Origin of the sequence: Clostridium estertheticum (assembly GCF_018861295.1) — a bacterium.
In the GTDB taxonomy this organism is placed as follows: Bacteria; Bacillota; Clostridia; order Clostridiales; family Clostridiaceae; genus Clostridium_AD; species Clostridium_AD estertheticum_D.
Window position 1 is genome coordinate 101,593 of the sequence record NZ_JAHLDM010000002.1, and the last position, 25,751, is coordinate 127,343.

General features: G+C 29.4%; 23 protein-coding genes and 1 pseudogene. 3 read left to right on the forward strand and 21 right to left on the reverse strand.

The genetic code is table 11. The annotated features are described in order from the left end of the window. Positions 1–50: 50 nt before the first annotated feature. On the reverse strand, positions 51–1,376 hold the full coding sequence (gene miaB, locus KPL54_RS02880; RefSeq protein WP_216104510.1) for a tRNA (N6-isopentenyl adenosine(37)-C2)-methylthiotransferase MiaB: 1,326 nt from the start codon (positions 1,374–1,376) through the stop codon (positions 51–53). 291 nt (positions 1,377–1,667) lie between these two features. Between miaB and KPL54_RS02885 the strand changes: the two genes are divergently transcribed. Next, positions 1,668–1,829, forward strand: coding sequence for a hypothetical protein (locus tag KPL54_RS02885; protein ID WP_153882472.1), 162 nt, complete (start codon positions 1,668–1,670; stop codon positions 1,827–1,829). Between the two features lie 29 nt (positions 1,830–1,858). Beyond that, positions 1,859–3,055 carry a pyridoxal phosphate-dependent aminotransferase gene (locus KPL54_RS02890; protein ID WP_216104512.1) on the forward strand — a complete coding sequence of 399 codons (1,197 nt, stop codon included), beginning with the start codon at positions 1,859–1,861 and terminating at the stop codon, positions 3,053–3,055. A 29-nt stretch (positions 3,056–3,084) separates the two neighbouring features. On the opposite strand, the gene KPL54_RS02895 is transcribed toward KPL54_RS02890, so the two are convergent. The 6 genes and pseudogenes from KPL54_RS02895 to KPL54_RS02920 form a co-directional block, all read right to left on the reverse strand. After that, on the reverse strand, positions 3,085–3,975 hold the full coding sequence (locus KPL54_RS02895; RefSeq protein ID WP_216104520.1) for a GNAT family N-acetyltransferase: 891 nt from the start codon (positions 3,973–3,975) through the stop codon (positions 3,085–3,087). A gap of 214 nt (positions 3,976–4,189) precedes the next feature. After that, positions 4,190–5,026 (reverse strand): annotated as a pseudogene (locus KPL54_RS02900) (4-hydroxy-3-methylbut-2-enyl diphosphate reductase); the annotation flags it as partial. 28 nt (positions 5,027–5,054) lie between these two features. Next, positions 5,055–5,708, reverse strand: a complete 654-nt coding sequence (cmk, locus tag KPL54_RS02905; protein WP_216104524.1) for a (d)CMP kinase — start codon at positions 5,706–5,708, stop codon at positions 5,055–5,057. A gap of 43 nt (positions 5,709–5,751) precedes the next feature. Then, positions 5,752–6,978, reverse strand: coding sequence for an NAD(P)/FAD-dependent oxidoreductase (locus tag KPL54_RS02910; protein WP_216104526.1), 1,227 nt, complete (start codon positions 6,976–6,978; stop codon positions 5,752–5,754). Between the two features lie 141 nt (positions 6,979–7,119). Next, positions 7,120–7,998: a MurR/RpiR family transcriptional regulator gene (locus tag KPL54_RS02915; RefSeq protein ID WP_216105015.1), complete on the reverse strand. Its 879-nt coding sequence runs from the start codon at positions 7,996–7,998 to the stop codon at positions 7,120–7,122. Positions 7,999–8,167: 169 nt separating this feature from the next. Continuing rightward, positions 8,168–8,878 carry a pseudouridine synthase gene (locus KPL54_RS02920; protein WP_216104528.1) on the reverse strand — a complete coding sequence of 237 codons (711 nt, stop codon included), beginning with the start codon at positions 8,876–8,878 and terminating at the stop codon, positions 8,168–8,170. A gap of 405 nt (positions 8,879–9,283) precedes the next feature. Here KPL54_RS02920 and KPL54_RS02925 point away from each other — a divergent pair, with 405 nt between their 5' ends. Continuing rightward, a complete protein-coding gene (locus tag KPL54_RS02925) occupies positions 9,284–10,384 on the forward strand; it encodes an iron-containing alcohol dehydrogenase family protein (RefSeq protein WP_216104530.1) in 1,101 nt (366 codons plus the stop codon). 88 nt (positions 10,385–10,472) lie between these two features. On the opposite strand, the gene msrA is transcribed toward KPL54_RS02925, so the two are convergent. The 14 genes from msrA to KPL54_RS02995 all read right to left on the reverse strand — a co-directional run bounded on the left by msrA (position 10,473) and on the right by KPL54_RS02995 (position 25,751). Further along, positions 10,473–10,952, reverse strand: a complete 480-nt coding sequence (msrA, locus tag KPL54_RS02930) for a peptide-methionine (S)-S-oxide reductase MsrA (RefSeq protein ID WP_216104532.1) — start codon at positions 10,950–10,952, stop codon at positions 10,473–10,475. A gap of 65 nt (positions 10,953–11,017) precedes the next feature. Continuing rightward, the gene (locus tag KPL54_RS02935; RefSeq protein ID WP_216104539.1) at positions 11,018–11,347 is read right to left on the reverse strand and encodes a single-stranded DNA-binding protein; all 330 of its coding nucleotides are present in this window, start codon (positions 11,345–11,347) and stop codon (positions 11,018–11,020) included. A 139-nt stretch (positions 11,348–11,486) separates the two neighbouring features. Continuing rightward, on the reverse strand, positions 11,487–12,740 hold the full coding sequence (uvsE, locus tag KPL54_RS02940; protein ID WP_216104541.1) for a UV DNA damage repair endonuclease UvsE: 1,254 nt from the start codon (positions 12,738–12,740) through the stop codon (positions 11,487–11,489). A 233-nt stretch (positions 12,741–12,973) separates the two neighbouring features. Further along, entirely contained in the window at positions 12,974–13,951 is a 978-nt protein-coding gene (locus tag KPL54_RS02945; protein WP_216104543.1) for a tyrosine-type recombinase/integrase, read from the reverse strand. 91 nt (positions 13,952–14,042) lie between these two features. Continuing rightward, positions 14,043–14,303 carry an HPr family phosphocarrier protein gene (locus KPL54_RS02950; protein ID WP_071613191.1) on the reverse strand — a complete coding sequence of 87 codons (261 nt, stop codon included), beginning with the start codon at positions 14,301–14,303 and terminating at the stop codon, positions 14,043–14,045. A gap of 101 nt (positions 14,304–14,404) precedes the next feature. Then, positions 14,405–15,595: a pyridoxal phosphate-dependent aminotransferase gene (locus tag KPL54_RS02955; RefSeq protein ID WP_216104545.1), complete on the reverse strand. Its 1,191-nt coding sequence runs from the start codon at positions 15,593–15,595 to the stop codon at positions 14,405–14,407. A 242-nt stretch (positions 15,596–15,837) separates the two neighbouring features. Beyond that, positions 15,838–17,394 carry a ribonuclease Y gene (gene rny / locus KPL54_RS02960; protein WP_216104553.1) on the reverse strand — a complete coding sequence of 519 codons (1,557 nt, stop codon included), beginning with the start codon at positions 17,392–17,394 and terminating at the stop codon, positions 15,838–15,840. 309 nt (positions 17,395–17,703) lie between these two features. Further along, on the reverse strand, positions 17,704–18,759 hold the full coding sequence (gene recA, locus KPL54_RS02965) for a recombinase RecA (protein ID WP_216104555.1): 1,056 nt from the start codon (positions 18,757–18,759) through the stop codon (positions 17,704–17,706). A 166-nt stretch (positions 18,760–18,925) separates the two neighbouring features. Then, positions 18,926–19,471, reverse strand: coding sequence for a CDP-diacylglycerol--glycerol-3-phosphate 3-phosphatidyltransferase (gene pgsA, locus KPL54_RS02970; RefSeq protein WP_216104557.1), 546 nt, complete (start codon positions 19,469–19,471; stop codon positions 18,926–18,928). Then, complete coding sequence (gene rimO, locus KPL54_RS02975) at positions 19,455–20,792, reverse strand: 30S ribosomal protein S12 methylthiotransferase RimO (protein WP_216104565.1); 1,338 nt, start codon at positions 20,790–20,792, stop codon at positions 19,455–19,457. Before rimO ends, pgsA begins: the two co-directional genes overlap by 17 nt. A 190-nt stretch (positions 20,793–20,982) precedes the next feature. After that, complete coding sequence (locus KPL54_RS02980) at positions 20,983–23,289, reverse strand: FtsK/SpoIIIE family DNA translocase (RefSeq protein WP_216104567.1); 2,307 nt, start codon at positions 23,287–23,289, stop codon at positions 20,983–20,985. Positions 23,290–23,483: 194 nt separating this feature from the next. Next, a complete protein-coding gene (locus KPL54_RS02985; protein ID WP_375372974.1) occupies positions 23,484–24,167 on the reverse strand; it encodes a ClpP family protease in 684 nt (227 codons plus the stop codon). 56 nt (positions 24,168–24,223) lie between these two features. Beyond that, on the reverse strand, positions 24,224–25,414 hold the full coding sequence (gene dapG, locus KPL54_RS02990) for an aspartate kinase (protein ID WP_216104571.1): 1,191 nt from the start codon (positions 25,412–25,414) through the stop codon (positions 24,224–24,226). A 61-nt stretch (positions 25,415–25,475) separates the two neighbouring features. After that, positions 25,476–25,751: a YlmC/YmxH family sporulation protein gene (locus KPL54_RS02995; protein WP_216102495.1), complete on the reverse strand. Its 276-nt coding sequence runs from the start codon at positions 25,749–25,751 to the stop codon at positions 25,476–25,478.

Sequence of the window (25,751 nt, forward strand, 5' to 3'; positions counted from 1 at the left end):
TTATAAATAATCACAGATATTAAATTAGTTACTATAATTTTTTTGTTAGTTTATATTTCCTCACCAAAAAGTGAAAAAGAATGTGAATCTGTTATTAACACTGATACGAGATCGCCGGCAACATTGCCATTTCCCTCGAAGTTCACTACTTTCCCATTTCTAGTTCTACCAGTCAATTTACTTTCATCTTTTTTACTATACCCCTCGACAAGTACCTCTACAATTTTCCCTACGCATGCTTTGTTTTTTTCTGCACAATTTCTATTAACAACTTCTACTAATCTATTGAACCTCTCATGCTTAACGTCCTCTGGTACTTGATCTAACATTTCATCTGCTGGTGTTCCCTTTCTTTTAGAGTAAAGGTAAGTAAACGCTAAATTAAATTTAACCTCTTCCATTAAGCTTAGAGTCTGCGCAAAATCTTCCTCGGTTTCTCCTGGAAATCCAACTATTATATCAGTAGTTATTCCTACATTAGGTATTGTATTTCTAATGTTTTTTACTAACTCCAAATATTGCTCTCTATCATAATGTCTATTCATTTTATTTAAAAGATTAGATGAACCTGATTGTACTGGTAAATGAACATGTTCACAAATCTTGTCACTCTCGGCAATAACTTCTATTACTTCATTAGATAAATCCTTTGGGTGAGACGTCATAAATCTTAATCTCTCCAAATTTTCAATTTTATTGATTTTACGAAGTAACTGAGCAAAATTTATTTCAGGAGTTAATCCCTTTCCATAAGAGTTAACGTTTTGACCAAGTAAGGTTATTTCTTTATACCCTTGTCCAACCATAGCTGTTATTTCATTAATGATATCTTCTGGCTTTCGACTACGTTCGCGTCCTCTTACATAAGGTACTATGCAATAAGTACAAAAATTATTACAACCATACATAATTGTAACAAAACCTTTTAAAGTATTTTCCCTTTCTATTGGAATTCCTTCTATAATATTTTCTTCCTTGTCCCAAATTTCAACAATAGATGATTCTCCGCTCTGTATTCTTTTTAAATACTCTGGAAATTTATATGCATTATGAGTCCCAATAATAATATCTACAAATGGGAATTTAGTAATTATATGTTTTGCCATACCATCTTGCTGCATCATACATCCAATAACCGCAATTACAAGCTTAGGATTCTCTTTTTTCATTGTTTTTAAAGCCCCAATATTTCCATCAACCTTTTGTTCTGCGTTCTCTCTAACACAACAAGTATTAAATATAATTATATCAGCAGATCCCTTATCCAATGTTTTTTTATACCCCGCTGGTATTAGCATACCGGATAATTTTTCTGAATCTTCTTCATTCATTTGACATCCCCAGGTTTCTATATAGTATTTAATTGTTTCATTCATTAGTTCATTCTCCTTTATAAAAAAATATCACTATCTATCATTATATATAATTTATAAACTTTTTTAAAGTCATTTTTACTAATTGGATATAATTAATCATAAATTTATTTCCCTTTAAATATATGAATAAATCAGAATAGAATATTAATTGATAATTTTGTGTTATAATATATCAAATAATATACATGTTATTGTGTGTTTTTAATTATGTAAATGCTCTATTACTTGGTTTTTTCTTTTTTTAATAAATTTCAGCTTTTAGGATAACCTACCTAAAAGGAGTGATTTAATATGTATGATGCAAAAAAGAATGAAAACATTAAGGATAGACATATGCAGTTTAATTGTATAGGAGATAGAAGTTATTTTTGTATGTGTAATCATAACAACAATATGATAAATATAAAAGCATCCTCTTCTCCTGTCGAAATCATTGTAAAAGAGTTTAGTTAGTTTTTTAATTTGGGATGGGGGGAAATATTATGAATTTATCTAATAGACTGGAATCAATGCAATTTTCAACAATTCGTAAACTAGCACCTTTTGCGGAAGATGCAAAAAAAAGAGGGATAAGTGTATATCATCTTAACATAGGTCAACCTGATATACACACTCCCTCTACATTTATGGAAGGAATCAATAACTTCACTGATAAAGTGCTTAAGTATGAAAATTCCCAAGGAATGGATCCATTAATTGAAAGCTTTATAAAGTATTATCTCGAATGGAATATAAAACTCTATAAAAGTGAAATACTAGTAACTAATGGAGGTTCTGAAGCTATCCTTTTCGCTTTTATGGCTATTTGTGACCCAGGTGACGAAATTATAATTCCTGAACCATTTTATACAAATTACAATGGGCTTGCCGATTTAGCTTCAGTTAAAGTCATTCCATTTATCACCAAAGCTGAAGACGGTTTTCATTTACCTAGCAAAGAGGAGATTACAAGCAAGATTACAAAGAAAACTAGAGCAATAATGGTATCAAATCCTGGAAATCCTACAGGGGTAGTATATACCGAAGCAGAAGTAAGAATGCTTGCAGATATTGTTAAAGAAAATGATATATTTTTAATATCTGATGAAGTATATAGAGAATTTGTTTATGATGATTTAAAATATACTTCTGCTTTATACATGAAAGATATCGAAGATAAAGTAATATTGATTGATAGTATATCTAAGCGCTACAGTGCCTGTGGTGCTAGAATTGGCTTAGTTGCATCAAAGCACAAATATCTTATGGCCCAGATGCTTAAATTAGGTCAATCTAGATTATGCGTACCGGTTATTGAGCAAGTAGCTGCTGCAAACCTAATTAACACTCCTAAATCATATTTTACAGAGGTAAAAAAAGAATATGAGGAAAGAAGAAACATTTTGTACAAATACTTATTAAAAATACCAGGTGTCGTTTGTGAGAAACCAACTGGAGCATTTTATATAGTGGCCAAGCTTCCTATAAAAAGTGCTGAAGATTTTGCTAAATGGTTATTAACAGATTTTAATTATAATAATAAGACTGTTATGGTTGCACCTGCGCAAGGTTTCTATGCAACGAAGGGACTTGGAGTAAACGAAATTAGATTATCATATTGTTTAAATACTACCGCATTAAAAGATGCTATGGAAATTTTGGGTATAGCAATCAAGAAATATGTTGAATTAAATAAATAATTAAAAATACGAAAGTGGATAGATATACATCATCTATCCACTTTCGTATTTTTAAGTTTTAGTTTTTGCCATGTATAAAATTCTTTTTTAATCCTAAACCCTAGAGAGCTATATAAGTTAAATGCAACAATATTATCTGCATCAACACGAAGTGATACTTTAGAAAAATTGTTATCCATAGCTATATTTAGCAAATACTCTAAAAGTATTTTTCCATATCCTAGATTTCTATATTTCCTTATTATACCGAAATTTACTATTATTGCTGATTTTTCTTCAACTATAATCTGACCATAACCAATAGGTTCATTATTGCATTTAATGAATATTGCGCCTTTGTCAAAATAATATTCTTGTTCCTCATCATAATATATATCTTCTATATCTATTGGAATTCTGTCATCATTTTTAAATATTTCATTTTGTAATAAACAACGTAATTTTTCATCTTTATTTGTTTTTACTATAGAAAAAGTAATTTCACTGGTCACAAAGGCATTAAAATGTTCAGAGCACTGTTTTTCGAGTTCCCGAAATCCCTTAGTCCTGCTAAATCCTAACTTACTTAAAATATCAATATTTACTTTGTTATCTTCGCATTCATAAGTTAGTAAACTATTATTTATAACTGATCCAATTAAATTTTTATAAAAATAAATCAAATTACCATTTTCTATTACATTCATTGAGTTTATGCAGCTATGATATTTATTTTGCTTCTCAAACCATATATATCCTATATAATTATTGTCTTCTATTAGTAGATTTACATTCTTTCTCATAAATAATTTTTGAATAATATTACTGTTATCATACAGAGCAAAAAAATCTTTATTTGATAAACTAAAGTTAGTATTAAATTTATTGATTTCACGAAAATTATTAATGTTTTTTAAAGTTAGACCTATTGACTTATACATTTAGCTTTACTCCATTAATTTTTATTTTTAAATAAGTTTTTATTTTTGTCTCCCTACATTAGTACTATTAAATTATATTATTATTTTTAATTTAGTATTCTGTAATTTCTAAAAATAGATGCATAATTTCTAAGATCTTTATGAATAACTTATTTCGGACTACAAATCGTAAAGAAACGTGTATACATAATTTTATGCTACACGTTTTTTTCTAATTCATTTTTGAAATAGCTTCTTTAATAATCCAATCCGGTGTTGATGCCCCTGCTGTTACCCCTATTTTCTTAACATTTTTATCTTTTATAAATTCATCTGATATATCTAATAGGTTTTCTACATGAATTGTATTTTCACAATTTTGTTTACATATTTCATAAAGCTTTGTAGTATTTGAACTGTTAAATCCACCAATAACAACCATAGCATCAACATTCTTTGAAAGTTCTTCTGCAGATTTTTGGCGCACTTCTGTTGCACTACAAATAGTATTAAATGCAACTATTTCCTTACTAACCTTTATAATTTTAGTTAATACATGTTCCCAAGTAGCTTGCCTTTCGGTTGTTTGAGCTACTACGCATACTTTATTTGCGGTAGTCTCAATATCAATACCACTTTTAAGTATTACTGCGCAGTCGTTACACCATCCATTAATTCCAATAACTTCAGGATGATTTTTATCTCCTACAATAATTATATGATATCCTAAATCATAATATTTTTTTACCTTTTTATGAATATTTTCTACATAAGGACATGTCGCATCTACTATGTTAAGATTAGTTTTCTTTAAAATATTTAATGTTTGTTCAGATACACCATGCGATCTTATAATAATTGTGTCATTATCTTTTAAACTTGTAATGTCTTCAAGTTCTATTGGATATATTAAATTTTCTTTTAAAAAGTTTACAACATCATTATTATGTATAAGTGGTCCAAGTGTATATATTTTTTTATTATATTTTCCCTTTATTTCTAAAGCCTTGTCTACTGCCCGTTTAACTCCGAAACAAAAACCAGCTGAATCTGCAAGTGTTATTTCTTTCATTTTTTCACCTCAATAGATAAAGTATTTTTTAAATATTTGAATTAATATAAGATACTATTACATTTACTACTCCATCAATGTCTAAATCCGAAGAATCTATTTCTACAGCATCTGACGCTTTTGTAAGTGGATTAACCTCTCTATGGGTATCAATAAAATCTCTTTTAATAATATCATTTAAAATAGTATTATAATCAACTTCTATACCTTTTGACATTAATTCTTCATATCTTCTTTTTGCTCTTTCTTCACTACTAGCAGTTAAATAAAATTTAAAAGGAGCCTCTTTTAATACAACTGTACCAATATCGCGTCCATCCATAATAACATTAAACTTTTTTGCTATGTCTTTTTGTAATTTTACAAGAATTTCTCTAATTTCAGGAACAGCTGCATATTTTGAGACATTGTTACTTATATTTGGCATATTTATCATATTTGTTAAATCTTCATTATTAACATATAAACGATCCTCTACAAAATGCATTTCCAAAGATCCCACTAATTTAACTAAATCATGAACATTATTTTCTGATATATTTGCATCCATAGCTTTTAATGTAACTGCCCTATACATTGACCCTGTGTTAATATACATTAAATTGAATTTCTTACCTATCATTTTGGCTATTGTACTTTTTCCTGCACCTGCAGGTCCATCTATAGCAATAGAAATTTCCATTATAATTCACCCTCCATCAATTAAAACACTCTTTTAAGTATGATTAATCTACCCCTACACTATTTCCAGCTAAAAATCCTGTAGATAATGCTATTTGAAGATTATAACCTCCTGTATATGCATCTACATCTATCATTTCGCCTGCAAAATAAAGATTGTCTATTAGTTTTGATTTCATAGTAGAAGCATCTATTTGTAAAGTGTCTACCCCACCACTAGTTATAATTGCTTCATCAATTGGGCGAAGCCTCTTAATAGTGAGCGGTAAATTTTGAAGTAAATTAACTAAAATTTTTCTTTCCTCTTTAGTAACAGAATTCACCTTTTTATCTTCATCAATATTAGACAATTGAATAATTGTATTAATAAGTTTACTAGGGAGTAAATCAGTTAATGAATTTTTAAAATCTTTATTTGCGTACTTTAAGAAATCGCTTTGAATTCGTTTATCAAGTTGAATTTCACTCAATGCTGGTTTTAGATTAATAAAAGCTTTTAATTTTTCTCCTTCTTTTACATAACAACTTCCACTTAGGACAATGGGTCCCGAAATTCCATAATGAGTAAAAATCATTTCTCCGAACTCTTTATATATGCTCTTATTCTTACTATTTGTAATATTAAGTTCTACGTTTTTTAGAGAAAGTCCTTGTAAATCCTTAATCCAATCCTCCTCAAGCTCGATTGGTACAAGTGATGCTTTAGGTTTAATTATATTATGTCCTAAAACCTTAGCATAAGTTAATCCTTCACCTGATGAACCAGTTTGTGGGTATGATAACCCACCAGTACATAATATAATATAATCTCCATATACATTATTTCCAGAAGCGAGTTCAACACCAATAACTTTCTGATTATCTCGAACTATTCTTTTCACTTTTGAATTTAATAACACTTCAACCTTTTTACTTTTTAATGCAATATCAAAAGCTTTTATAATATCTGAAGATTTATCTGACTCAGGAAATACTCTATCCCCTCTTTCAACTTTAAGGTTAACTCCTAGTTCTTTAAAAAAGCTCATAGTATCTTCATTCGTAAAGGAGTATAAAGAACTATATAAAAAATTAGGATTACATGGTATATTTTCAAAAAAGTCACCAATATCCTTAGCATTTGTAATATTGCATCTACCCTTACCTGTTATATAAAGTTTTCTTCCTAATCTTTCATTTTTTTCAATGAGAACCACCTCATGTTTTGATGAAGCCGTAACAGCTGCCATCATGCCTGCTGGTCCTCCTCCAATAATAATTACTTTTGCCACACAATCACTCCCTTATAATATTTACATTTAAAATTTATTATAATACATTTAAACTCATTTTCTTTATATGTAAAACACAACCTCAAAAGAGAATCCCAATGAAAGGATTCTCTTCAAACCATTTGATTAAGAATTTATCTTTCATTCCCTATCCTTATCTTTAAAAGAATAAACTTGATATTCTTCCCATATGTCCTCTAAAGTAGAAAATGTTCTTGAAATTTTTTCTTTTTCTCGTAAGCCCACAGCAATAATTAATGCATTTATTACACTAAGTGGTGCTACTAAAGAATCAACAAATGACGCCATATTACTTTGAGCTATTAATGTGTAATCTGCTCTAGTAGCTAAAGGAGATAATAAACTATCTGTAATTGCTACAACATTTGCATTCTTACTTTTAGCAAAAGCTAATGCTTCAATTGTTCTTGTTGTATACCTAGGAAACCCTATTCCAATAACTATATCTTGTTCATTAACATAAAGCATCTGCTCAAATATATCACTAACACCATAAGCAACTACTTTAACATTATCTAGAATAAGATTTAAGTGAAATGCTAAAAATTCTGCAAGTGCTGCTGAACTTCTAAGTCCAATTATGTATATTTTTCTAGCTTTAAATAGTGAATTAACTATATCCTCAAAAGTTTTATGGTTAATTTTTTCAAGTGTAGCGCGAATATTTTCCATATCAGCTTTTAATACACCTTTTAACGCATTTTCCTGAGTAATAAAATCATTTGATAATTCAATTCTTTGCACAGTAGTTAATTTATTTTTAATTAATTCTTGAAGAGCTTTCTGTAGTTTAGGATAACCACTAAACCCTAATTCATTAGCAAATCTTACAACAGTAGATTCACTTACTCCTACACTAGTTCCCAATTTAGCTGCTGTCATAAATGCTGCTTTATCATAGTGTTTTAGAATATATTCTGCTATTAATTTCTGACCTTTACTTAAACGTGGAAATTTAATTTGAATAGTCCTCATCAAATCTTGTTTGCTATCTACCATAATCAACTCAATCCTTCCTATATTAATCCAAATAAATGAAATAAAAATTTCAAAAGATAATAAAATGAATTTTTTATTTCATTTTATCATCTTTTGAAGATATTTTCAACGAATTATTCATTTGTATAATATTTTCTTATTCAGATACATCATATAATGATTCCTTAGATTATAAATTCTTCAAATAATTTATTTCATCAAAAGTTAAATTTCTCCATTCTCCCTTTTCCATATTTCCGAGCAAAATATTGCCAACAGAAATTCTTTTTAATGCAATAACTGGATGGCCTATAACCTCACACATTTTTCTAATTTGACGGTTCTTACCCTCATGTATTGTAATTGTAGCCCTGCAATTAAATCCGATTCTTTTAGTAATTTCAAAACCGGCCTTAGCAGTAATATATCCATCAATATCCACCCCATTACAGAATGTATCTATTTCTTCCTCATTTGGGCAACCTTCAAGTATTGCCATATAGACTTTATTAATAGCCTGCCTTGGATGAATCACCTTATTATAGATATCTCCATCATTAGTCAAAATAATTAATCCACATGTATCATAATCTAAACGACCTATAGGATATATTCTTTCTTTTGTCTTTACTAAATCTAAAATAGTCTCTCTGCCTTTCTCATCTTTTACAGTAGATACTATCCCTTCTGGTTTATTTAATGCAATGTAAACTTTATTTTCTTCTATATTAATAATTTTATTATCTACCTCTACACTATCTTTTTCAGGGTCAATTTTATTTCCAAGCTCTGAAACTACCAAATTATTTACTTTTACTCTACCAGCAGTAATTATTTCTTCACACTTTCTTCGTGATGCAACACCACATCTTGCCATAAATTTTTGCAAACGTTCTTCCACTATAACACATCCTAATTTTATTTTTAGTTACTATATAAATATAAATTTTCTATTATAAAATTATTTATGTACTCTTTTGTTAAATAATTTTAAGACAATTTTATAATCTGTTACTAAATAAAAAACACGATTTAAAATTTAAATTGAAATATATATAAATAAGCCTTCATAAAGGATTATATAAGTATATTAATAAAAAATCAATTGCTGATAAATCATTTTTCATTTTACTTTTATAATTGTGATAGTGGTTGTAATATATTTCCAAGGAAATAAATCTATAAAAATATAAATTATAATTAATTCTAATAAACAAAAAAATATAAAATCAAGATCATAATATATTATAACGTTCATAATGTTATAATATATACAGAATGTAATATTCTAAAAGGAGGATATATAATGAATTTTATTAATTACTATATGCCAACAAAAATAATATTAGATAAAGAAGTAATATTAAAAAACAGTAATCTATTTTCTTCTTATGGAAAAAAGGCTTTGATTGTAACCGGCAAGACCTCATCAATCAAAAACGGTTCATTAAAAGATGTTACTAATGCATTAGATAAAGAAGGCATTGTCTACGAGGTTTTTAATGATGTAGAAGAAAATCCTTCTTTAGAAACTGTAGAGAAGATTTCAAAACTTGGAAGAACACAAAATTCCAAGTTTATTATAGGTATTGGTGGAGGATCTCCCATCGATTCTGCAAAAGCAGCTGGTGTGTTAATAAATAACACAAATGCTACAATTCATAATTTATTTGATAGTCCTAGCCTTAAATCTATACCTGTGATTGCAGTACCTACAACAGCTGGAACAGGAACTGAAACAACACCATATGCTATTCTTACAGATAATAAACTAAAAACCAAACATGGCATATGTCAAAGAGTATTTCCTGATTACGCCATGCTAGACATAAAATATTTAATGTTTTTACCGGAGAAAATAACTATTAATACTTCTATCGATGCATTATCTCACTTAATAGAAGGTTATTTATCTTCGAAATCAAATACAATAAGCGATGCACTAGCTGAAAAAGGTTTGAAATTATTTGGTGAATGTTTAAATATGATAAAAGAAAAAGATTTTACTTATGCTGTTCGAGAAAAATTAATGTTGGCCTCTACCATAGCTGGTATGGTAATTGCACAATCGGGCACATCCCTTCCACATGGAATGGGTTATGCTCTTACATATTTTCATAATATACCACATGGAATGGCAAACGGAGTGCTCTTAAAATCATATTTGCAATTTTCTGAAAATAAACACAGAGTCAGAAAAATTTTATATTTATTAACTATAGAAAATTTAGATGAACTCGGTGACTTTTTAAATGATATGCTTGGAAGCATAGATAACGTAAGTTATAAAGATATATGTTCCTATGCGGAAAACATGACATTAAACAAAGATAAATTAAAAAATCATCCCACCCCTGTAGGAAAAGAAGATATACTAAAAATGTACAAAGACTCTTTAAATTTATAGATAGTTTTATTTATCAATAAATAGTAACCAAAATTATTAAAAACAAGGAAGTGTATATTTTACACAACCTTGTTTTTATATTTTTGTACTAATTAGCATTTAAATCAATATGACAATATCCTCCCGGATTTTTCTGTAGATATTTTTGGTGATAATCTTCAGCATCATAAAAACAAGAAAGAGGTTGTATCTGAGTAACTATAATCTTCTCATATTTACTTTGAATTTTATCTTTTGTGTTTAATATAATATCTAAATCACTTTTATCAGAGTAATAAATACCACTTCTGTACTGACTACCTACATCAGCTCCTTGCCTGTTAATAGCAGTAGGATCTATTACTGCCCAAAACTTATTTAATATTTTTTCGAGTGATACCACCTTTTCATCATAACTTATTAAGCAAGCTTCTGCATGACCGGTGTTTCCGCTGCAAACCTCATCATACGTAGGGTCCTTCTTTATACCATTGGCATACCCAACCTTAGTTTCAACGATACCATCTATTTTTGACATATAAGCATCTACACCCCAAAAACATCCTCCAGCTACAACTATAGTTTTCATTAAAACACCTCACCTTTTTATTATTACTGTTTATAAATTATACCACAGTAATAATGCTATGTAAGTTATACAATTTGCTGCTTATTATCTAAAAATTTAAAATCCTCAGCTACAACTTCTGTACTATATCGTTTATTTCCATCTTTATCTACATAACTACTACTTGAAAGTCTCCCTGTTATAGCAATTCGACTCCCTTTTTTTAAATATTTACATAAAGTTTCTGCCAAACCACTCCATGCGACAATATTAATAAAATCAGCTTCTGCTTGCATATCTTTATGGTGCACCCTATTAATTGCCAATGTAAATCTAGTATAAAACCCTTTTCCTTCATTAAAGCTTTTAAGTTCCAAATCTCTTGTTAATCTGCCAATGATCGATACAGTATTCATTAATTATCTCCTCTTTTCTTAATAATTTGCATTAGCTAATTAATCGACACTTAATATAAGTTTTATTTTTACTGTGTAATTAAATAACGTGTTAAGATTATTGACAATAAAAATAGTTTCTATACAAACGTACGTTCTTTTAGTAATGAAAATAATAGGAATTAAGAATATATTCAGCATTATATCTATCACATAGTTTTCTTAAATAAAGCTTCGCCTTCTCTTTATGCTGCATATCCAAAAGAAGTTTTGAAAAATGCACTTTTTCTTTGTCAGTAACATCGTCTTTAACATACCCCCAAACATGCTCTGCAGTATTTATAAAGCTTCCATCTTCTACATCAATATTTATTACTTCATCCATATACTCGTAGAATTCCTTAAGACTACATTTTTCTTTTACCATTTTGCTACATTCTTTATAATACTTATAATTTCTTTCCATCAACACATATTTATATTTTGCCCATTGTTTTTCCATAATTGTAGAATTGTTTTTCTTATTTATATTATTTATGTTATTAATTATGAGATTACATTTTATAGCCGAAACATCTTTATCTTTCACCTCTAGCATAATATCAGGATTAAACTCTTTTACTTCATCATAGTATTCTAAAAATGCTTTCACCATTATAGTATTTGAATGTGCTCCTACCTGTTTTTGTGAATTTTGCTGACTATAATGAACTTTTACATTACCATCTTTCTCTTTCCATGTTTTTATTACTTTATTCATTATTTCTTTTATAGACTCATCTTTTTGATGGTTACACTCATGATGAAGGTTATCGAATATAACTGGTATACCGATTTTACTGCTCACATAAAGAACATCTTCAATATTAAATATTTTTCCATCATTTTCAATTACAAGTCTATTTTTAACAGAAGATGATAATATTTTAAAATTCTCAATAAATCTGTTTACAGCTGCATTTTTATCGCCATACCCTCCACCTATATGAAGTATTATTTTATTACTTGAATTCAGACCTAATGAATCTAAAAATTTACTATGATATTCCAAATCTTTAATTGCATTTTCTACAATATCATCTTTCAAAGCGTTGAGCACTGTATATTGACCTGGATGCATTGAAACTCTCATACCACACTTCTTTACAAATTCGCCTATTTCATTTAATTCATTTTTGAAATAATTGTACCATTCAATTTCATTAATACTATGACTTCCAAGTGGAACTATATCTGAGCTTATTCTAAATAGTTTTATATTAAGTTTCTCATTGTTTTCTAAAATTTTTTTTAACCCTATTATATTTTGTTTTACCACATCTAAAAAAATGTCTTTTGAAAATTTCTTTAGTGTAAGTCCTCTTGATGTTCTTTCATTTATTGTTAATGGTATACATGCATATCCTATTTTCATATTTTCTTCTACTCCTATTTTCTTCTACCTATAATTTTTTCAATTTATATTAAATTACACGAATTTAGCCTTCGTATATATACTTAACCTCCTATTGCACATTTAAACAGTATCTACGCTTTCTTTAAAGTGAAAAGCTAAGTCAAAGGTGTAAATAGAAGCCTAATGTTTTTCCTGCTTATACATGGCTATTAGTAGATATATTTAGTTCCATTATAATAATTAAAAAGTCATTAAAATATATCTATTAGATCTCCAGCATTATTTTTCAATTTTTCTACTGAATGAATATACCTATTAGTAGTTGCCAAATTTTTGTGTGCCGCAAAATCCCTAACTTTTTCTACCGTAGCCCCTGCAAGTATTGCGAGTGTTATTGCTGTATGCCTAGTAGAATGAACCCGTAAATCTTTATCTATACCTGCATTTTTACACACTTTTTTTATCATATAATTTAAAGTGCTTGCATTTAACTTTTCATTATTCTTCCCATTGGTCGAATGACCAATAAATAAATATTCCTCACCACTAGTTACCTTATTTCTCTTAGTCAAATTAATATACTCATTAATCATAGTAAGAACGTTTTGTTGTAGTTTTACTATATCTTCTTTACCGCCTTTTCTTCTCACCTTTACTACATTATAACCAGTGTATGTAGTAACATGTTTTATTTTAATATTTATAATTTCAGATTTTCTTAGTGCAGTAGTTAACGCAAGCACTAATATCGTTTTATTCCTATGTCCTAATATAGTGGATGTATCTATACTGCTTAATAAAATTTTACACTCTTCTTTTGTTAAAAACTCAGTTTCTTTATTATTTATCACTGGTTTTTCTTCCTTGAGATTTCCAAATGGATTATATTCTATTATATGAATACCTGTAGAATTATCTTGGTACTTTAATAACCACTTATACAAAGCGCTTAATGATGATACTTTCCTATTTATAGTTGCAGATGACATATTTTTATCCATCAATTTCATAATGAAATTTTGTGTGTGTAATATATTAACTTTTTTAATATCATCTATACTAATATCAGAAATAGAACTCACACAGAAGAAGTCTTTTATATCCCGTTCATAACTTTTAGATGTATAGATACTTTTTCTAGATTTAATCTCAAGAAAATATCTTATAAAATTTTCATTATCTAACATTAGATCTGATTTGTAATTAAATCCAATAATTTCATTTTGCATAAATATTCTCCTTTAATACTTAAACTTTTCTATAAATTTTAAAAAGCTGCAAACAGTACGTTAGCAGCTTTTTAAAATTTATAGGTCTTAATTATTCTTCTAAAGAGTTGATTAATTTTACTATTTCTTCTAACGCTAATTTTTCATCAACACCATTTGCAATAACGTTTACAGCTACATTAGATCCAACACCTAATGATAAAATACCTATCAAACTTTTAATATTGGCTTTTTTGCCCATAAATTCTATACCTATATCTGACTTGAAAGAAGCTGCTTTTCTTACTAACAATGTAGCTGGCCTAGCATGCAATCCTTTAGGATTATTAACTATAACTTCCTTTGTTATCAATTTACTTCACCTCAATATCTTATTATTAGTATGAACTAATATAAAACACTTTACATTAGCCCATACCAACATAATATCATTAATAAGTATGTAAATCAATTTTAAATATTACTAACAAAACTTTCTATCCTATCAAGTCCTTGCTTTATATTTTCCATGGAAGTCGCATATGATAGTCTAATAAAATTCTCTGCTCCGAATGCTATGCCCGGTATAACTGCAACCTTTTCCTTTTCAAGTAGAATCTTTGAAAAAGAAATTGAATCCTTTATCACTTTTCCATCGATTAATTTATTCAATATATTACTTATATTCACCATAACATAAAAAGCACCTTCAGGTTCTATGCAAGATAAATTATTAATACTATTTATTCTTTTTACCATATAATTTCTTCGTAATTTAAATTGTTTTATCATACTATGCACATCATCCTGTTCACCGCTTAAAGCTTCAACTGATGCATATTGAGCAATTGAATTTGGGTTAGAAGTGGTATGACTTTGTATATTTGACATTAATGCTATGATTTCTTTACTACCCGCTGCATACCCTACTCTCCATCCTGTCATAGCATAAGCCTTAGAAAGACCATTAATTACTATAGTTCTTAAATAAGCATCTTCTGAAAGGCTTGCTATACTAATGTGATCATTTGCTGCATATAGTAGTTTCTCATAAATTTCATCAGATATTATTATTAAGCTATTTATTTTTGCAAACTCAGCAATATTCATAAGTTCTTCCCTTGAATACACTGTTCCTGTAGGATTATTTGGGCTATTTAATATTATTGCTTTAGATTTAGAAGTTATCGCTCTATTAAGCTTTGTAATTGTTAACTTAAATTTATTACTTTCCTCTGTTTCGACAAAAACAGGTACCCCATCCGCAAGTTTAACTAATTCTGGATAACTAACCCAATATGGAGCTCCAATTATAACTTCGTCTCCTGGGTTTAATATAGCTTGCAAAACATTAGCTAAGCATTGTTTTGCTCCAGTTGAAACTATAATTTGATCTGTTGTGTAATTTAAACTGTTATCTTTCTTAAGTTTTTTAATTATTGCCTGTTTTAGTTCAATAATACCAGACGCCGCTGTGTATTTTGTCATTCCTTCGTTTATTGCTTTTATAGCTGCTTCTCTAATATTCTTTGGTGTATTAAAATCAGGTTCACCGGCACCAAACCCTATTACATCAACACCATCAGCCTTCATTTTTTTTGCTTTCGCAGTTATATCTAATGTTAAAGATGTTGATATTTTACCAGCTTTTTTAGATAATACCATTTTTTTTACCCCCGATATCTATATTAATTGTATGTTTTATATTAACACAATTTTGTTTCTTTAAATAAACTACATAACTCACATTGTACTAATATATCATTATTTTTTTATGATGTAAATGGAATAATTTATTTATAATTACAAGTTTTTCTATTTAATGTACGGTTGATACTTTGCGCAAAAAAATCCTCTTAAGATTTAGAAATATTCTAGATTTCAAGAGGATTTATTATTATATGTTTTTATTTCGCATAATCAATAGCTCGTGTTTCACGAATAACATTCACCTTAATTTGCCCTGGATATTCAAGTTCATTTTCAATTCTCTTAACTAGATTTCTTGCCATTTCGACAGCACCAGCATCATCAATTACATCTGGTTTAATCATAATTCTGACTTCTCTTCCAGCTTGGATAGCATATGACTTCTCCACACCTTCATAAGAATTTGCAATTTCTTCTAGTTTCTCTAATCTTTTAATGTATGCTTCTAAAGTTTCTCTTCTTGCACCTGGTCTTGCAGCTGATATAGCATCTGCCGCTTGAACTAGTATCGCCTCTAGAGATTGTAACTCAACATCACCATGATGCGCTGCAATAGCATTTACTACGATAGGCGACTCATGATGTTTTTTAGCGATTTCTGAACCTATAAGTGCATGTGGTCCTTCAACTTCATGATCCACAGCCTTACCTATATCATGAAGTAACCCACATCTTTTAGCAAGTGTTGGGTCAATTCCAAGTTCTGAAGCCATAAGTCCCGCTAAGTATGAAACTTCTATTGAATGTTTTAATACATTCTGACCATAACTAGTTCTGTATTTTAGTCTTCCAAGTAGCCTAATAATTTCTGAATGAAGTCCATGAACTCCCGTTTCGAAAGTTGCTTGTTCTCCCTCTTCTCTTATATCGCTATCAACTTCTTTTTTAGCTTTTTCTACCATTTCTTCAATCCTTGCAGGATGAATTCTTCCATCCACTATTAGCTTCTCAAGTGCAATTCTTGCAACTTCTCGTCTAATCGGATCAAATGCGGAAAGAATTACTGCTTCAGGAGTATCATCTATTATTAAATCTACGCCCGTAAGTGTTTCTAGCGTTCGAATGTTTCTACCCTCTCTGCCTATTATTCTTCCCTTCATCTCATCATTTGGAAGAGAAACCACATGAACTGTTGTTTCCGCAACATGATCAGCCGCACATCTTTGAATAGCATAAGTAATAATTTCTCTTGCCCTTTTATCTGCTTCTTCTTTAGCTTTAGTTTCAATTTCTTTTATCATAATTGCAGCATCGTGTTTAATTTCTTTCTTTATTTCTTCTAACAATACTTGTTTTGCTTCATCAGATGTTAATCCTGATAGTCTTTCTAATTCTCCCCTTTGTTTTGTGTATAAATCTTGTACACTTGTTTCTACAGTCTCAATTTCTTGTTGCTTTTTATTAAGATTTTCTTCTTTTCTCTCTAGCACATCACCTTTTTTATCTAAAGATTCTTCTCTTTGGATATTTCTTCTTTCTAACCTTTGAACTTCATTACGTCTTTCTCTTGATTCTTTTTCTAAATCAGTTCTAAGTCTGTGAACTTCTTCCTTCGCCTCTAAAATAGCTTCTTTCTTTCTTGTCTCAGCTTCTTTCGCGCTATCCTCAAGAATTTTTTTAGCTTCTTTTTCAGCCTCAGAAATATTTGCTTGAGATTTATTTTTTCTAGTATAAATTACAACAAAAACAACTACAGAAACAACAATCAAAATAGCACAAACTACTATGAAAATTGGTAAACCTTTAGTATTCATCGATTATCAACACCTCCCTTGCTTATTTCAAATCTATTTAAGAGTAAATATGAAAGCTAGAAAAGGTGCTATATTTATTTAGTTGGTAGCAATTAAAATATGCAAACCAGTATTTGTATTTATTTTATATTACTTTTCAATTAATGTCAAGATTATAAGAATTAAATAATCTATTTATCGTTATATATCCAGTACTATACTAATATTCTTTAGTTATATGTATTACTTATAAATTTAACTAAAATTATATAAAATTAATAAACAAATAATTAATAATTAATTAAAGAAAAAAGCAAGTATAAACTTGCTTTATGCTTCCTTCTTACTAGCTTCCTTTTTAGTAACTTCTTTTTTATTGATTTCTGGGTTATTGTATAATGGCAAATTGTGTTTTGTTCTTATTTTGTTTTCTATTTCTAGCATAACAAGGGGATTCTCGGCAAAATATTGTTTTGAATTTTCTCTTCCTTGTCCAAGACGTATATCTCCATAGGAAAACCATGCCCCGCTTTTTTGTACAATTTCTTCTGCAACACCTATATCTAGGACATCACCCTCACGAGATATTCCGTGACCATACATAATATCAAATTCAACTTTCTTAAATGGAGGAGCTACTTTATTTTTAACTATTTTTATTCTTGTTCTATTACCCATAAATTCGTCACCTTGCTTAATTGTATCTATTTTTCTAATATCTATTCTAACAGATGCATAAAATTTAAGCGCTCGACCACCAGGAGTTACTTCTGGGCTACCAAACATTACTCCAACTTTTTCTCTTAACTGATTTATAAATACAAGAACACATTGAGACTTATTTATTGAACCTGCAAGTTTTCTTAAAGCTTGAGACATAAGTCTTGCTTGGAGTCCTATATGAGAGTCTCCCATCTCGCCTTCAATTTCAGCTTTAGGTACTAATGCCGCTACTGAATCCACAACAATTACATCAATAGCTCCAGAGCGCACTAACGCCTCTGTGATTTCTAAAGCCTGTTCACCAGTATCTGGTTGTGAAACTATTAAATTTTCTATATCTATTCCTAGAGCCTTAGCATATTCAGGATCTAATGCATTCTCTGCATCTATAAATGCAGCTGTTCCACCATTTTTTTGAGCTTCTGCAACTATATGGAGTGCAACTGTAGTTTTACCTGAAGATTCTGGTCCAAAAACTTCAATCATTCTTCCTCTAGGTACTCCACCTATACCAAGTCCTATATCAAGTCCTAAACAGCCGGTAGAAATGGCCTCTATATTTAACTTACTATTTGCTCCGAGTTTCATTACAGACCCTTTTCCAAATTGTTTTTCTATTTGACCCATAGCAATTTCTAATGCTTTTAATTTTTCATTATTCATAAATTTCCCCTTTGGGCTCACCATCCTTTATTAACGAACGTTTGTTCCATTGTAAGTATACACTATTTATTTTACATGGTCAACATGCATTATAATATAATATTTCCAATTTTGTAACACTATAGTAAGTGCTTATTTTTATTATTAACAATCTTTAATAATTTAATCACTTATCAACCCTAATTGTACCTTTATTTTTTACAAAATAATCAACACCTGATATTATTGTAATAATTACTGCCGCACCCATGAAAACATCAGTAAATATATTTAATGTATTATTCACATAAGATAAATTTATCAGAGCTGTTATTATAGCTACTATTTGAATAACGGTTTTTAGTTTTCCCCACTTACTAGCTGCAATCACTTTTCCTTCTGACGCAGCTATTGTTCTAAGACCTGAAACTGCAAATTCTCTAGCAATTATAATCATAGCTACCCACCCATACACTATATGAAGTTCAACTAACGATACAAGCGCCGCAGTTACTAATAACTTATCGGCTAGTGGGTCCATAAACTTTCCAAAATTAGTTATTTGGTTTCTACTCCTTGCTATATACCCATCCAATTTATCAGTAAGAGAAGCTACAATAAAAATAATTGTAGCAAGTTCTCTTCCATAAGGTATACCTTTAGCTGCTATAAAAAGTAAAAATATAGGTACTAAAAAAATCCGTATCATCGTAAGTCTATTCGCAAGATTCATAGCACACAACTCCTATTAAATCATATTCTAAAGCCTTAGTAACTTTCACTTTAACAAATTCTCCCTTATCATAAACTTTATCAGATTCGAAGAAAATATTACCATCTACTTCTGGTGCCATTTCATAATTTCTACCATAATAAGTTTCACCATTAAAACCTTCTACCAAAACTTTATAAATCTTTCCTATTTTTTTATTATTAATTTCTTTTGATATGCTTTGTTGCATGATCATTAATTCTTCTTCACGCTTAACTTTTATTTCCTCTGAAATTTGATTTTCCATTTCGCAGGCTTCAGTCCCCTCTTCCTTAGAGTACTGAAAAACCCCCAGCTTATCAAACTTGGTTTCTTTAATAAATTGTTTTAATTCTTCAAAATTTTCCTGGGTTTCTCCTGGAAATCCTACAATTAGAGTAGTTCTAAGTACTAATCCATTAATATTCTTTCTCATCTTATCTATATTTTCTGTTATAATGCTTTTTCTGCCTTTTCTTTTCATTAATTTAAGAATATCATCACTTATATGTTGGATTGGTATATCTACATATTTGCAAACTTTATCATTTAAAGCTATTTCATTAATTATTTCATCTGTGATTTCTTCTGCATAACAATAAAGTACTCTAATCCATTCAATTGTGCTTATCTGAGAAATTTTTCTAATCAGTGTGTGTAAGTTCTTTTTACCATAAAGGTCAATTCCATATCTGGTTGTATCTTGAGCTACCAATATAATTTCTTTACATCCATGTTCACTTAATTCCTTTACCTCTTGTATTATATTTTCCATCTTTCTACTTCTATATTTTCCTCTAATATTTGGTATTGCGCAATATGTACAAGCATTATCACACCCTTCTGAAATTCTAACATAAGCAGAATAGGTTTCTGTAGTTAATACTCTTTGTCCTTCATTGATATTTTCATCACTATAACTACAATATTGTACTTTAATTTTTTTTAAAAGCACCTCTTCTATACTACTTAATAACTTATTATAATCGTTAACTCCGAGCATAATATCAAGTTCTGGCATAAGTTCAAGCAGCTCTGATCCATAGCGTTGAGTTAAGCACCCCGTTGCAATTAATACTGTGCACTTATACTTTTCCTTATATTCAGACATTTCTAAAATAGTGTCTATTGACTCTTGTTTTGAAGATTCTATGAATCCACATGTATTTACTAAAATTATATCTGCTAGTTTAGGATCATTTGTCATATTATATCTTTCACTTAAACTACCTATTATAATCTCACTATCAATTCTATTTTTATCACAACCTAGATTTATAACTCCAACTTTCAATTTTTCCATCAGTCAGCCTCCTTGTTTGTCTCTGCGGGTAAATCCCATTTATTAACTTTTCTTCTCATTGTTTAGTTCTTAAAACAGATAATAACTATTAACCTATTATCCTTCTATATTTGTATACATAAATTATTGTAAATGTGATTTACAAATTAAACAAGGGTATTTACAATTATTCTTACAAAAATTTGTTTTATTAATTTTTAAGCTCAGCATTACTTACCAATATTTCCCTAGGTTTACTTCCATTTCTACCAGATATAATCCTACGTTCCTCCATTTGTTCTATAATTCTTGCTGCTCTATTATAACCTATTTTTAGCTTACGTTGCAATAAGGAAGTGGATGCTTGACCATTTTCAACAACTATTCTAATTGCTTCATTTAATAATTCGTCAATGCCGTCATTATCATCTTTCTTTACCGAACTACTTTCTATTTCATCTATTATTTCTTTTTCATAATTCACTTCTGTCTTCTGATCTTTTATAAAATTAACAACTCGCTCAACTTCTTCTTCTGATACAAAAGCTCCTTGTATTCTAATTGGTTTAGCCTCTCCAGACGGATAAAAAAGCATATCTCCTTTACCAAGTAATTTTTCTGCACCAGAGGAATCTAAAATTGTTCTTGAATCTATTTGACTTGAAACTGCAAATGATATTCTTGAAGGTATATTAGCCTTTATAACTCCTGTAATAACATCGACTGAAGGCCTTTGCGTAGCAATTACTAAATGCATACCTGCCGCCCTTGCCATCTGTGCGAGCCTACCAATATACTCTTCTACATCATTTGCACAAACCGTCATTAAATCCGCTAACTCATCAATTATTATAACAATCCATGGTAATTTTTCATCAAGAATGCCTTTATTAACTAATTCATTATATCCCTCAATACTTCGCACATTATTTTCGGCAAAACTCTTATATCTTCTTGTCATTTCATTCACAGCCCAATTTAAAGCACCTGCTGATTTTTTTGGATCTGTTACAACTGGTATTAATAAATGGGGGATTCCATTATAAATATTTAATTCAACAACCTTAGGGTCAATTAGTAATAACTTAACCTCCTCTGGGGAATATTTATAAAGTAAACTTATTATTAATGAATTTATACAAACACTCTTTCCGGAGCCCGTAGCCCCCGCTACTAATAAATGGGGCATTTTTGTTAAGTCTGAAACAACACAATTACCACCTATGTCTTTTCCTAAACTAAAAGACAAATTTTTGTTTGTTTCTAAAAATTCATTAGACTCTATTACTTCTCTTAAGTACACTGCACTTAACTCTTTATTTGGCACTTCAATTCCTACAGCTGCCTTACCGGGTATTGGTGCTTCAATTCTTACACCCGACGAAGCTAAATTCAATGCAATATCATCTGCTAAATTCACAATCTTGCTCACCTTAACCCCAGCATTTGGCTGAAGCTCGAACCTTGTCACTGAAGGTCCTTTGGTAACTTGAATAACTTTTGCCTCAACTCCAAAGCTGCTTAATGTCTCTTGCAATTTATTCGCATTATTAAGTAATTCTTTTTTATCATTTTTATTCATTTTAGAAGTAATATTTTCATTTAATAACTCTAACGTAGGATATTCATATTTATAGTTAGGCTTTATTTGCACACTATTTAATTGAATTTCTTGTTCAAGCTCTTGCTTTATAGAATTATCTATGTGCTTTACTTTTGTTCCCCTTGTATTATCACTCTTATTAATATTAGAAGCTTCATCTTCATTTGGTACTTGCCCTTCCGTTTCAATATCATTTGATTTTATAAAATCAATTATTTTAATTTTGTTGCTAATATCTTTAATAAATTTGTTTTTTCCTTCACTTGAAACCGCTAACTCTTCTTGACTATCATTATTTTCTATATATAGCTCCTTACTATCGTTTTTATTAGTATCTCTTTTAGTCATAAATCTTTCCTTAAAATACATAAATACATCATTTAGCGATACGTTTAATATTATAATTAAGCAAATTACATAAATTGCAATAAAAATTATATAACTTCCAACATCACCAAATAATGTGTACATTGGTACATCAATGGAATAACTAATAATACCCCCATGTAAAACACTTGATGATTTATATATTTTATTTATCCCAAGCAAAAAATCTTTTTTAACATAGTACTCATCCAAAGTTAACATTTGTATAAATAGCAATGTGTTCATTATAGTAAGCATTATTCCATAAAACTTTTTACTAAAATTTATCTTACCTTTCTTAACAATATCACAAAAACCTATAAATAATATCAAAAACGGAGAAAGATATGCACCTAACCCCAAAGTCGCAAAAAGTAGATGATTAATAAAATTACCAATCATACCTGATATTGAATTAGAATTTGAAAATATAGTTGAGAATATGCTTAATAACATTAATATGCCTATTGTTATTAATACAATTCCAAAAATTTCACTATCACTATCTACAATCTTAGATCCTTTAGATTTAGTCTTTTTTCTGGCCAAAGTATCACCTCAATTTTTATTAGTTCTATCTTTATTATTTCTACAAACATTATAAATCCCCTTTAACTTTAAATAGATTTATAAATGTATTTTAAACTACTTCTATAAGAATTACCATTAGAATCTAATGGTTATAGTAAACAGTCAATAAAAACAGATATAAATAGGTCATTTAGACCTATTTATATCTGTTTTTATGCTTTATCTATCATTTCATTTAATTTTGATAAAGCTTCACTTATTCCACCAACTTCATCTATTAGTCCATTATCCACTGCTTGTTTTCCTATAAGTATAGTACCCATATCATTTAAAAGCTCATCAGTTCGAAGCATTAATCTATTTACCGTTTCCTTGTCAATCTTTGAGGTTCTAATAATAAATTCTGTGATTCTCTCTTGCATTTTATTAAAATACTCAAAAGTTTGAGGTACTCCTATGATTAAACCATTCATTCTTATAGGATGAATTATCATAGTTGCAGATGGAGAAATAAATGAGTACCCAGCAGCTGTTGCTAGTGGTATGCCTATTGAATGCCCTCCACCGACTACAAGTGACACTGTTGGCTTACTTACGCTGCGAATCATCTCTGCTATTGCAAGTCCTGCTTCTACATCTCCTCCTACAGTATTTAGGACTATAAGAATACCTTTTACTTTTTCATCTCTCTCCATAGCAATAAGTTCTGGAATAACATGTTCATACTTAGTAGCCTTTGTTTGAGGAGATAACATCATATGTCCTTCTATTTGCCCAATAATTGGTAAAACTTGAATTCTATCATCCTGAGTTGCAACATTAGTTGTTCCAAGTTCTTTGATACTTTCTACCTGATCATTATTTTTATCTTCATTGTTTTTTTGAGTTTTTAACATTTGCATTCCTCCTAATTCACTTTATTTTGTGCATTAAGAGAAACTATATACATTTTTTAACCTAATTTAAATTCTCTATGTAGTGCGATAATAGCTTTTGGGGCATCTTTTGTTTCTACAAGACACCATATTGTCATATGAGAATCCGCTGTTTGTAATACTTCAATTTTTTGTTTTGTTAACGCCTTGAGTATTCTCGCCATAACACCAGGTATACCTCTCATTTTTGAACCAATAATTGCAAGCTTACTACAATCCCTCACAAAAGAATAAGATATATTAAGTTTTTTTATTAAATTAGTAAATTTAGTAAAGTCTTTTTCATCAATAGTAAATATTTTCTCTTTAGGAAAAACGTTTATAAGATCTATACTTATAAAGTTTTCAGCTAGAATATCAAAAAGATCATCATAGCTAGAACCTGAATTTTTAGTTACTTTTATTTGAACCCTATTATTCATATGTGTAATTCCTGTAATTATATTATTATCATCTTCACTTTCAAAATTTGAAATTACAGTTCCGTCGCACTCGTTCATAGTATTTTTTATTACGAGTGGTATATTATTTTTTTTACATATCTCGACTGCTCTTGGGTGTATAACCTTTGCTCCTTGATCCGCAAATTGAAATATTTCATCATAACTTATTTTTTTTATTAAAGTTGCCTCAGAAACTATCCTTGGATCCGCTGTCATAATTCCATCTACATCAGTGTATATTCGGACCTCTACTGCGTTAAGCGCTGCGCCAAGTAGTGCTGCTGTAACATCACTTCCACCTCTCCCAATGGTCGTAACATAGCCCTTGTCATCCATACCTTGAAATCCTGCAACTACAGGAACCTTTCCGTTTTTCAGAATACTTAATATCCTTTTTGTATCTACATTAAGTATCTCAGCATTTGTATAACTACTATCTGTAATTATACCTGCTTGTCCTCCATTTAAAGGCACAGCATCAACTTTATTATTATTTAATTCATTACACATTATTACAGTGCTTATAATTTCACCACAACTCATTAGCAAATCTATTGCTAATGGATTTGCACCTTTAAAATCATCGTCTATTTGTGATAACAGTGTATCGGTAGCATAAGGCTCGCCTTTCCTTCCCATAGCAGATACCACTACCACGGGAAAATACCCCTTAGCCTTTGCATTTATTACTTTGCTTGCTACAAGCTTTCTTTTTTCCTTAGTTGAAACAGATGTACCGCCAAACTTTTGAACTAATATCTTCATTTTTGACCTCCTGGAATAATCATTTATTTAAACTGCAATATTAACAACTTCTGAAATATCGTTAAACATGAGATTTTTTTAATAATTCATTATCAACATCAATAATTATAGTTCTAGATCCGATTTTTTTAACATATTCCCAAGGAACTTCAATAATATCGTTATTTCGAAAAAAGCTGAACTTAGAACTGCCATCATTTATAATTAAAAATTTTAAAAAGCCATTCTCATCAATAACTACATCATTACTACCTAGGTTGCTATATTTATCACCATCATTAATATTTATGATTTCATATCTTTCCATTTCACTATACAGTTTTACATTGTCTTCCAT

Bases quoted from the DNA above. Each gene is read 5' to 3' on its own strand.
- rny (WP_216104553.1), bottom strand. From the start codon at position 17,394: ATGAATACTAAAGGTTTACCAATTTTCATAGTAGTTTGTGCTATTTTG.
- KPL54_RS02995 (WP_216102495.1), bottom strand. From the start codon at position 25,751: ATGGAAGACAATGTAAAACTGTATAGTGAAATGGAAAGATATGAAATC.
- KPL54_RS02915 (WP_216105015.1), bottom strand. From the start codon at position 7,998: ATGGTAGATAGCAAACAAGATTTGATGAGGACTATTCAAATTAAATTT.
- KPL54_RS02985 (WP_375372974.1), bottom strand. From the start codon at position 24,167: ATGTTAAAAACTCAAAAAAACAATGAAGATAAAAATAATGATCAGGTA.
- miaB (WP_216104510.1), bottom strand. From the start codon at position 1,376: ATGAATGAAACAATTAAATACTATATAGAAACCTGGGGATGTCAAATG.
- rimO (WP_216104565.1), bottom strand. From the start codon at position 20,792: ATGGAAAAATTGAAAGTTGGAGTTATAAATCTAGGTTGTGATAAAAAT.
- KPL54_RS02955 (WP_216104545.1), bottom strand. From the start codon at position 15,595: ATGGTATTATCTAAAAAAGCTGGTAAAATATCAACATCTTTAACATTA.
- pgsA (WP_216104557.1), bottom strand. From the start codon at position 19,471: ATGAATCTTGCGAATAGACTTACGATGATACGGATTTTTTTAGTACCT.
- KPL54_RS02935 (WP_216104539.1), bottom strand. From the start codon at position 11,347: ATGAATACTGTATCGATCATTGGCAGATTAACAAGAGATTTGGAACTT.
- KPL54_RS02885 (WP_153882472.1), top strand. From the start codon at position 1,668: ATGTATGATGCAAAAAAGAATGAAAACATTAAGGATAGACATATGCAG.
- dapG (WP_216104571.1), bottom strand. From the start codon at position 25,414: ATGAAGATATTAGTTCAAAAGTTTGGCGGTACATCTGTTTCAACTAAG.
- KPL54_RS02890 (WP_216104512.1), top strand. From the start codon at position 1,859: ATGAATTTATCTAATAGACTGGAATCAATGCAATTTTCAACAATTCGT.
- cmk (WP_216104524.1), bottom strand. From the start codon at position 5,708: ATGGAAATTTCTATTGCTATAGATGGACCTGCAGGTGCAGGAAAAAGT.
- KPL54_RS02945 (WP_216104543.1), bottom strand. From the start codon at position 13,951: ATGCAAAATGAAATTATTGGATTTAATTACAAATCAGATCTAATGTTA.
- uvsE (WP_216104541.1), bottom strand. From the start codon at position 12,740: ATGAAAATAGGATATGCATGTATACCATTAACAATAAATGAAAGAACA.
- msrA (WP_216104532.1), bottom strand. From the start codon at position 10,952: ATGAAAACTATAGTTGTAGCTGGAGGATGTTTTTGGGGTGTAGATGCT.
- KPL54_RS02925 (WP_216104530.1), top strand. From the start codon at position 9,284: ATGAATTTTATTAATTACTATATGCCAACAAAAATAATATTAGATAAA.
- KPL54_RS02895 (WP_216104520.1), bottom strand. From the start codon at position 3,975: ATGTATAAGTCAATAGGTCTAACTTTAAAAAACATTAATAATTTTCGT.
- recA (WP_216104555.1), bottom strand. From the start codon at position 18,759: ATGAATAATGAAAAATTAAAAGCATTAGAAATTGCTATGGGTCAAATA.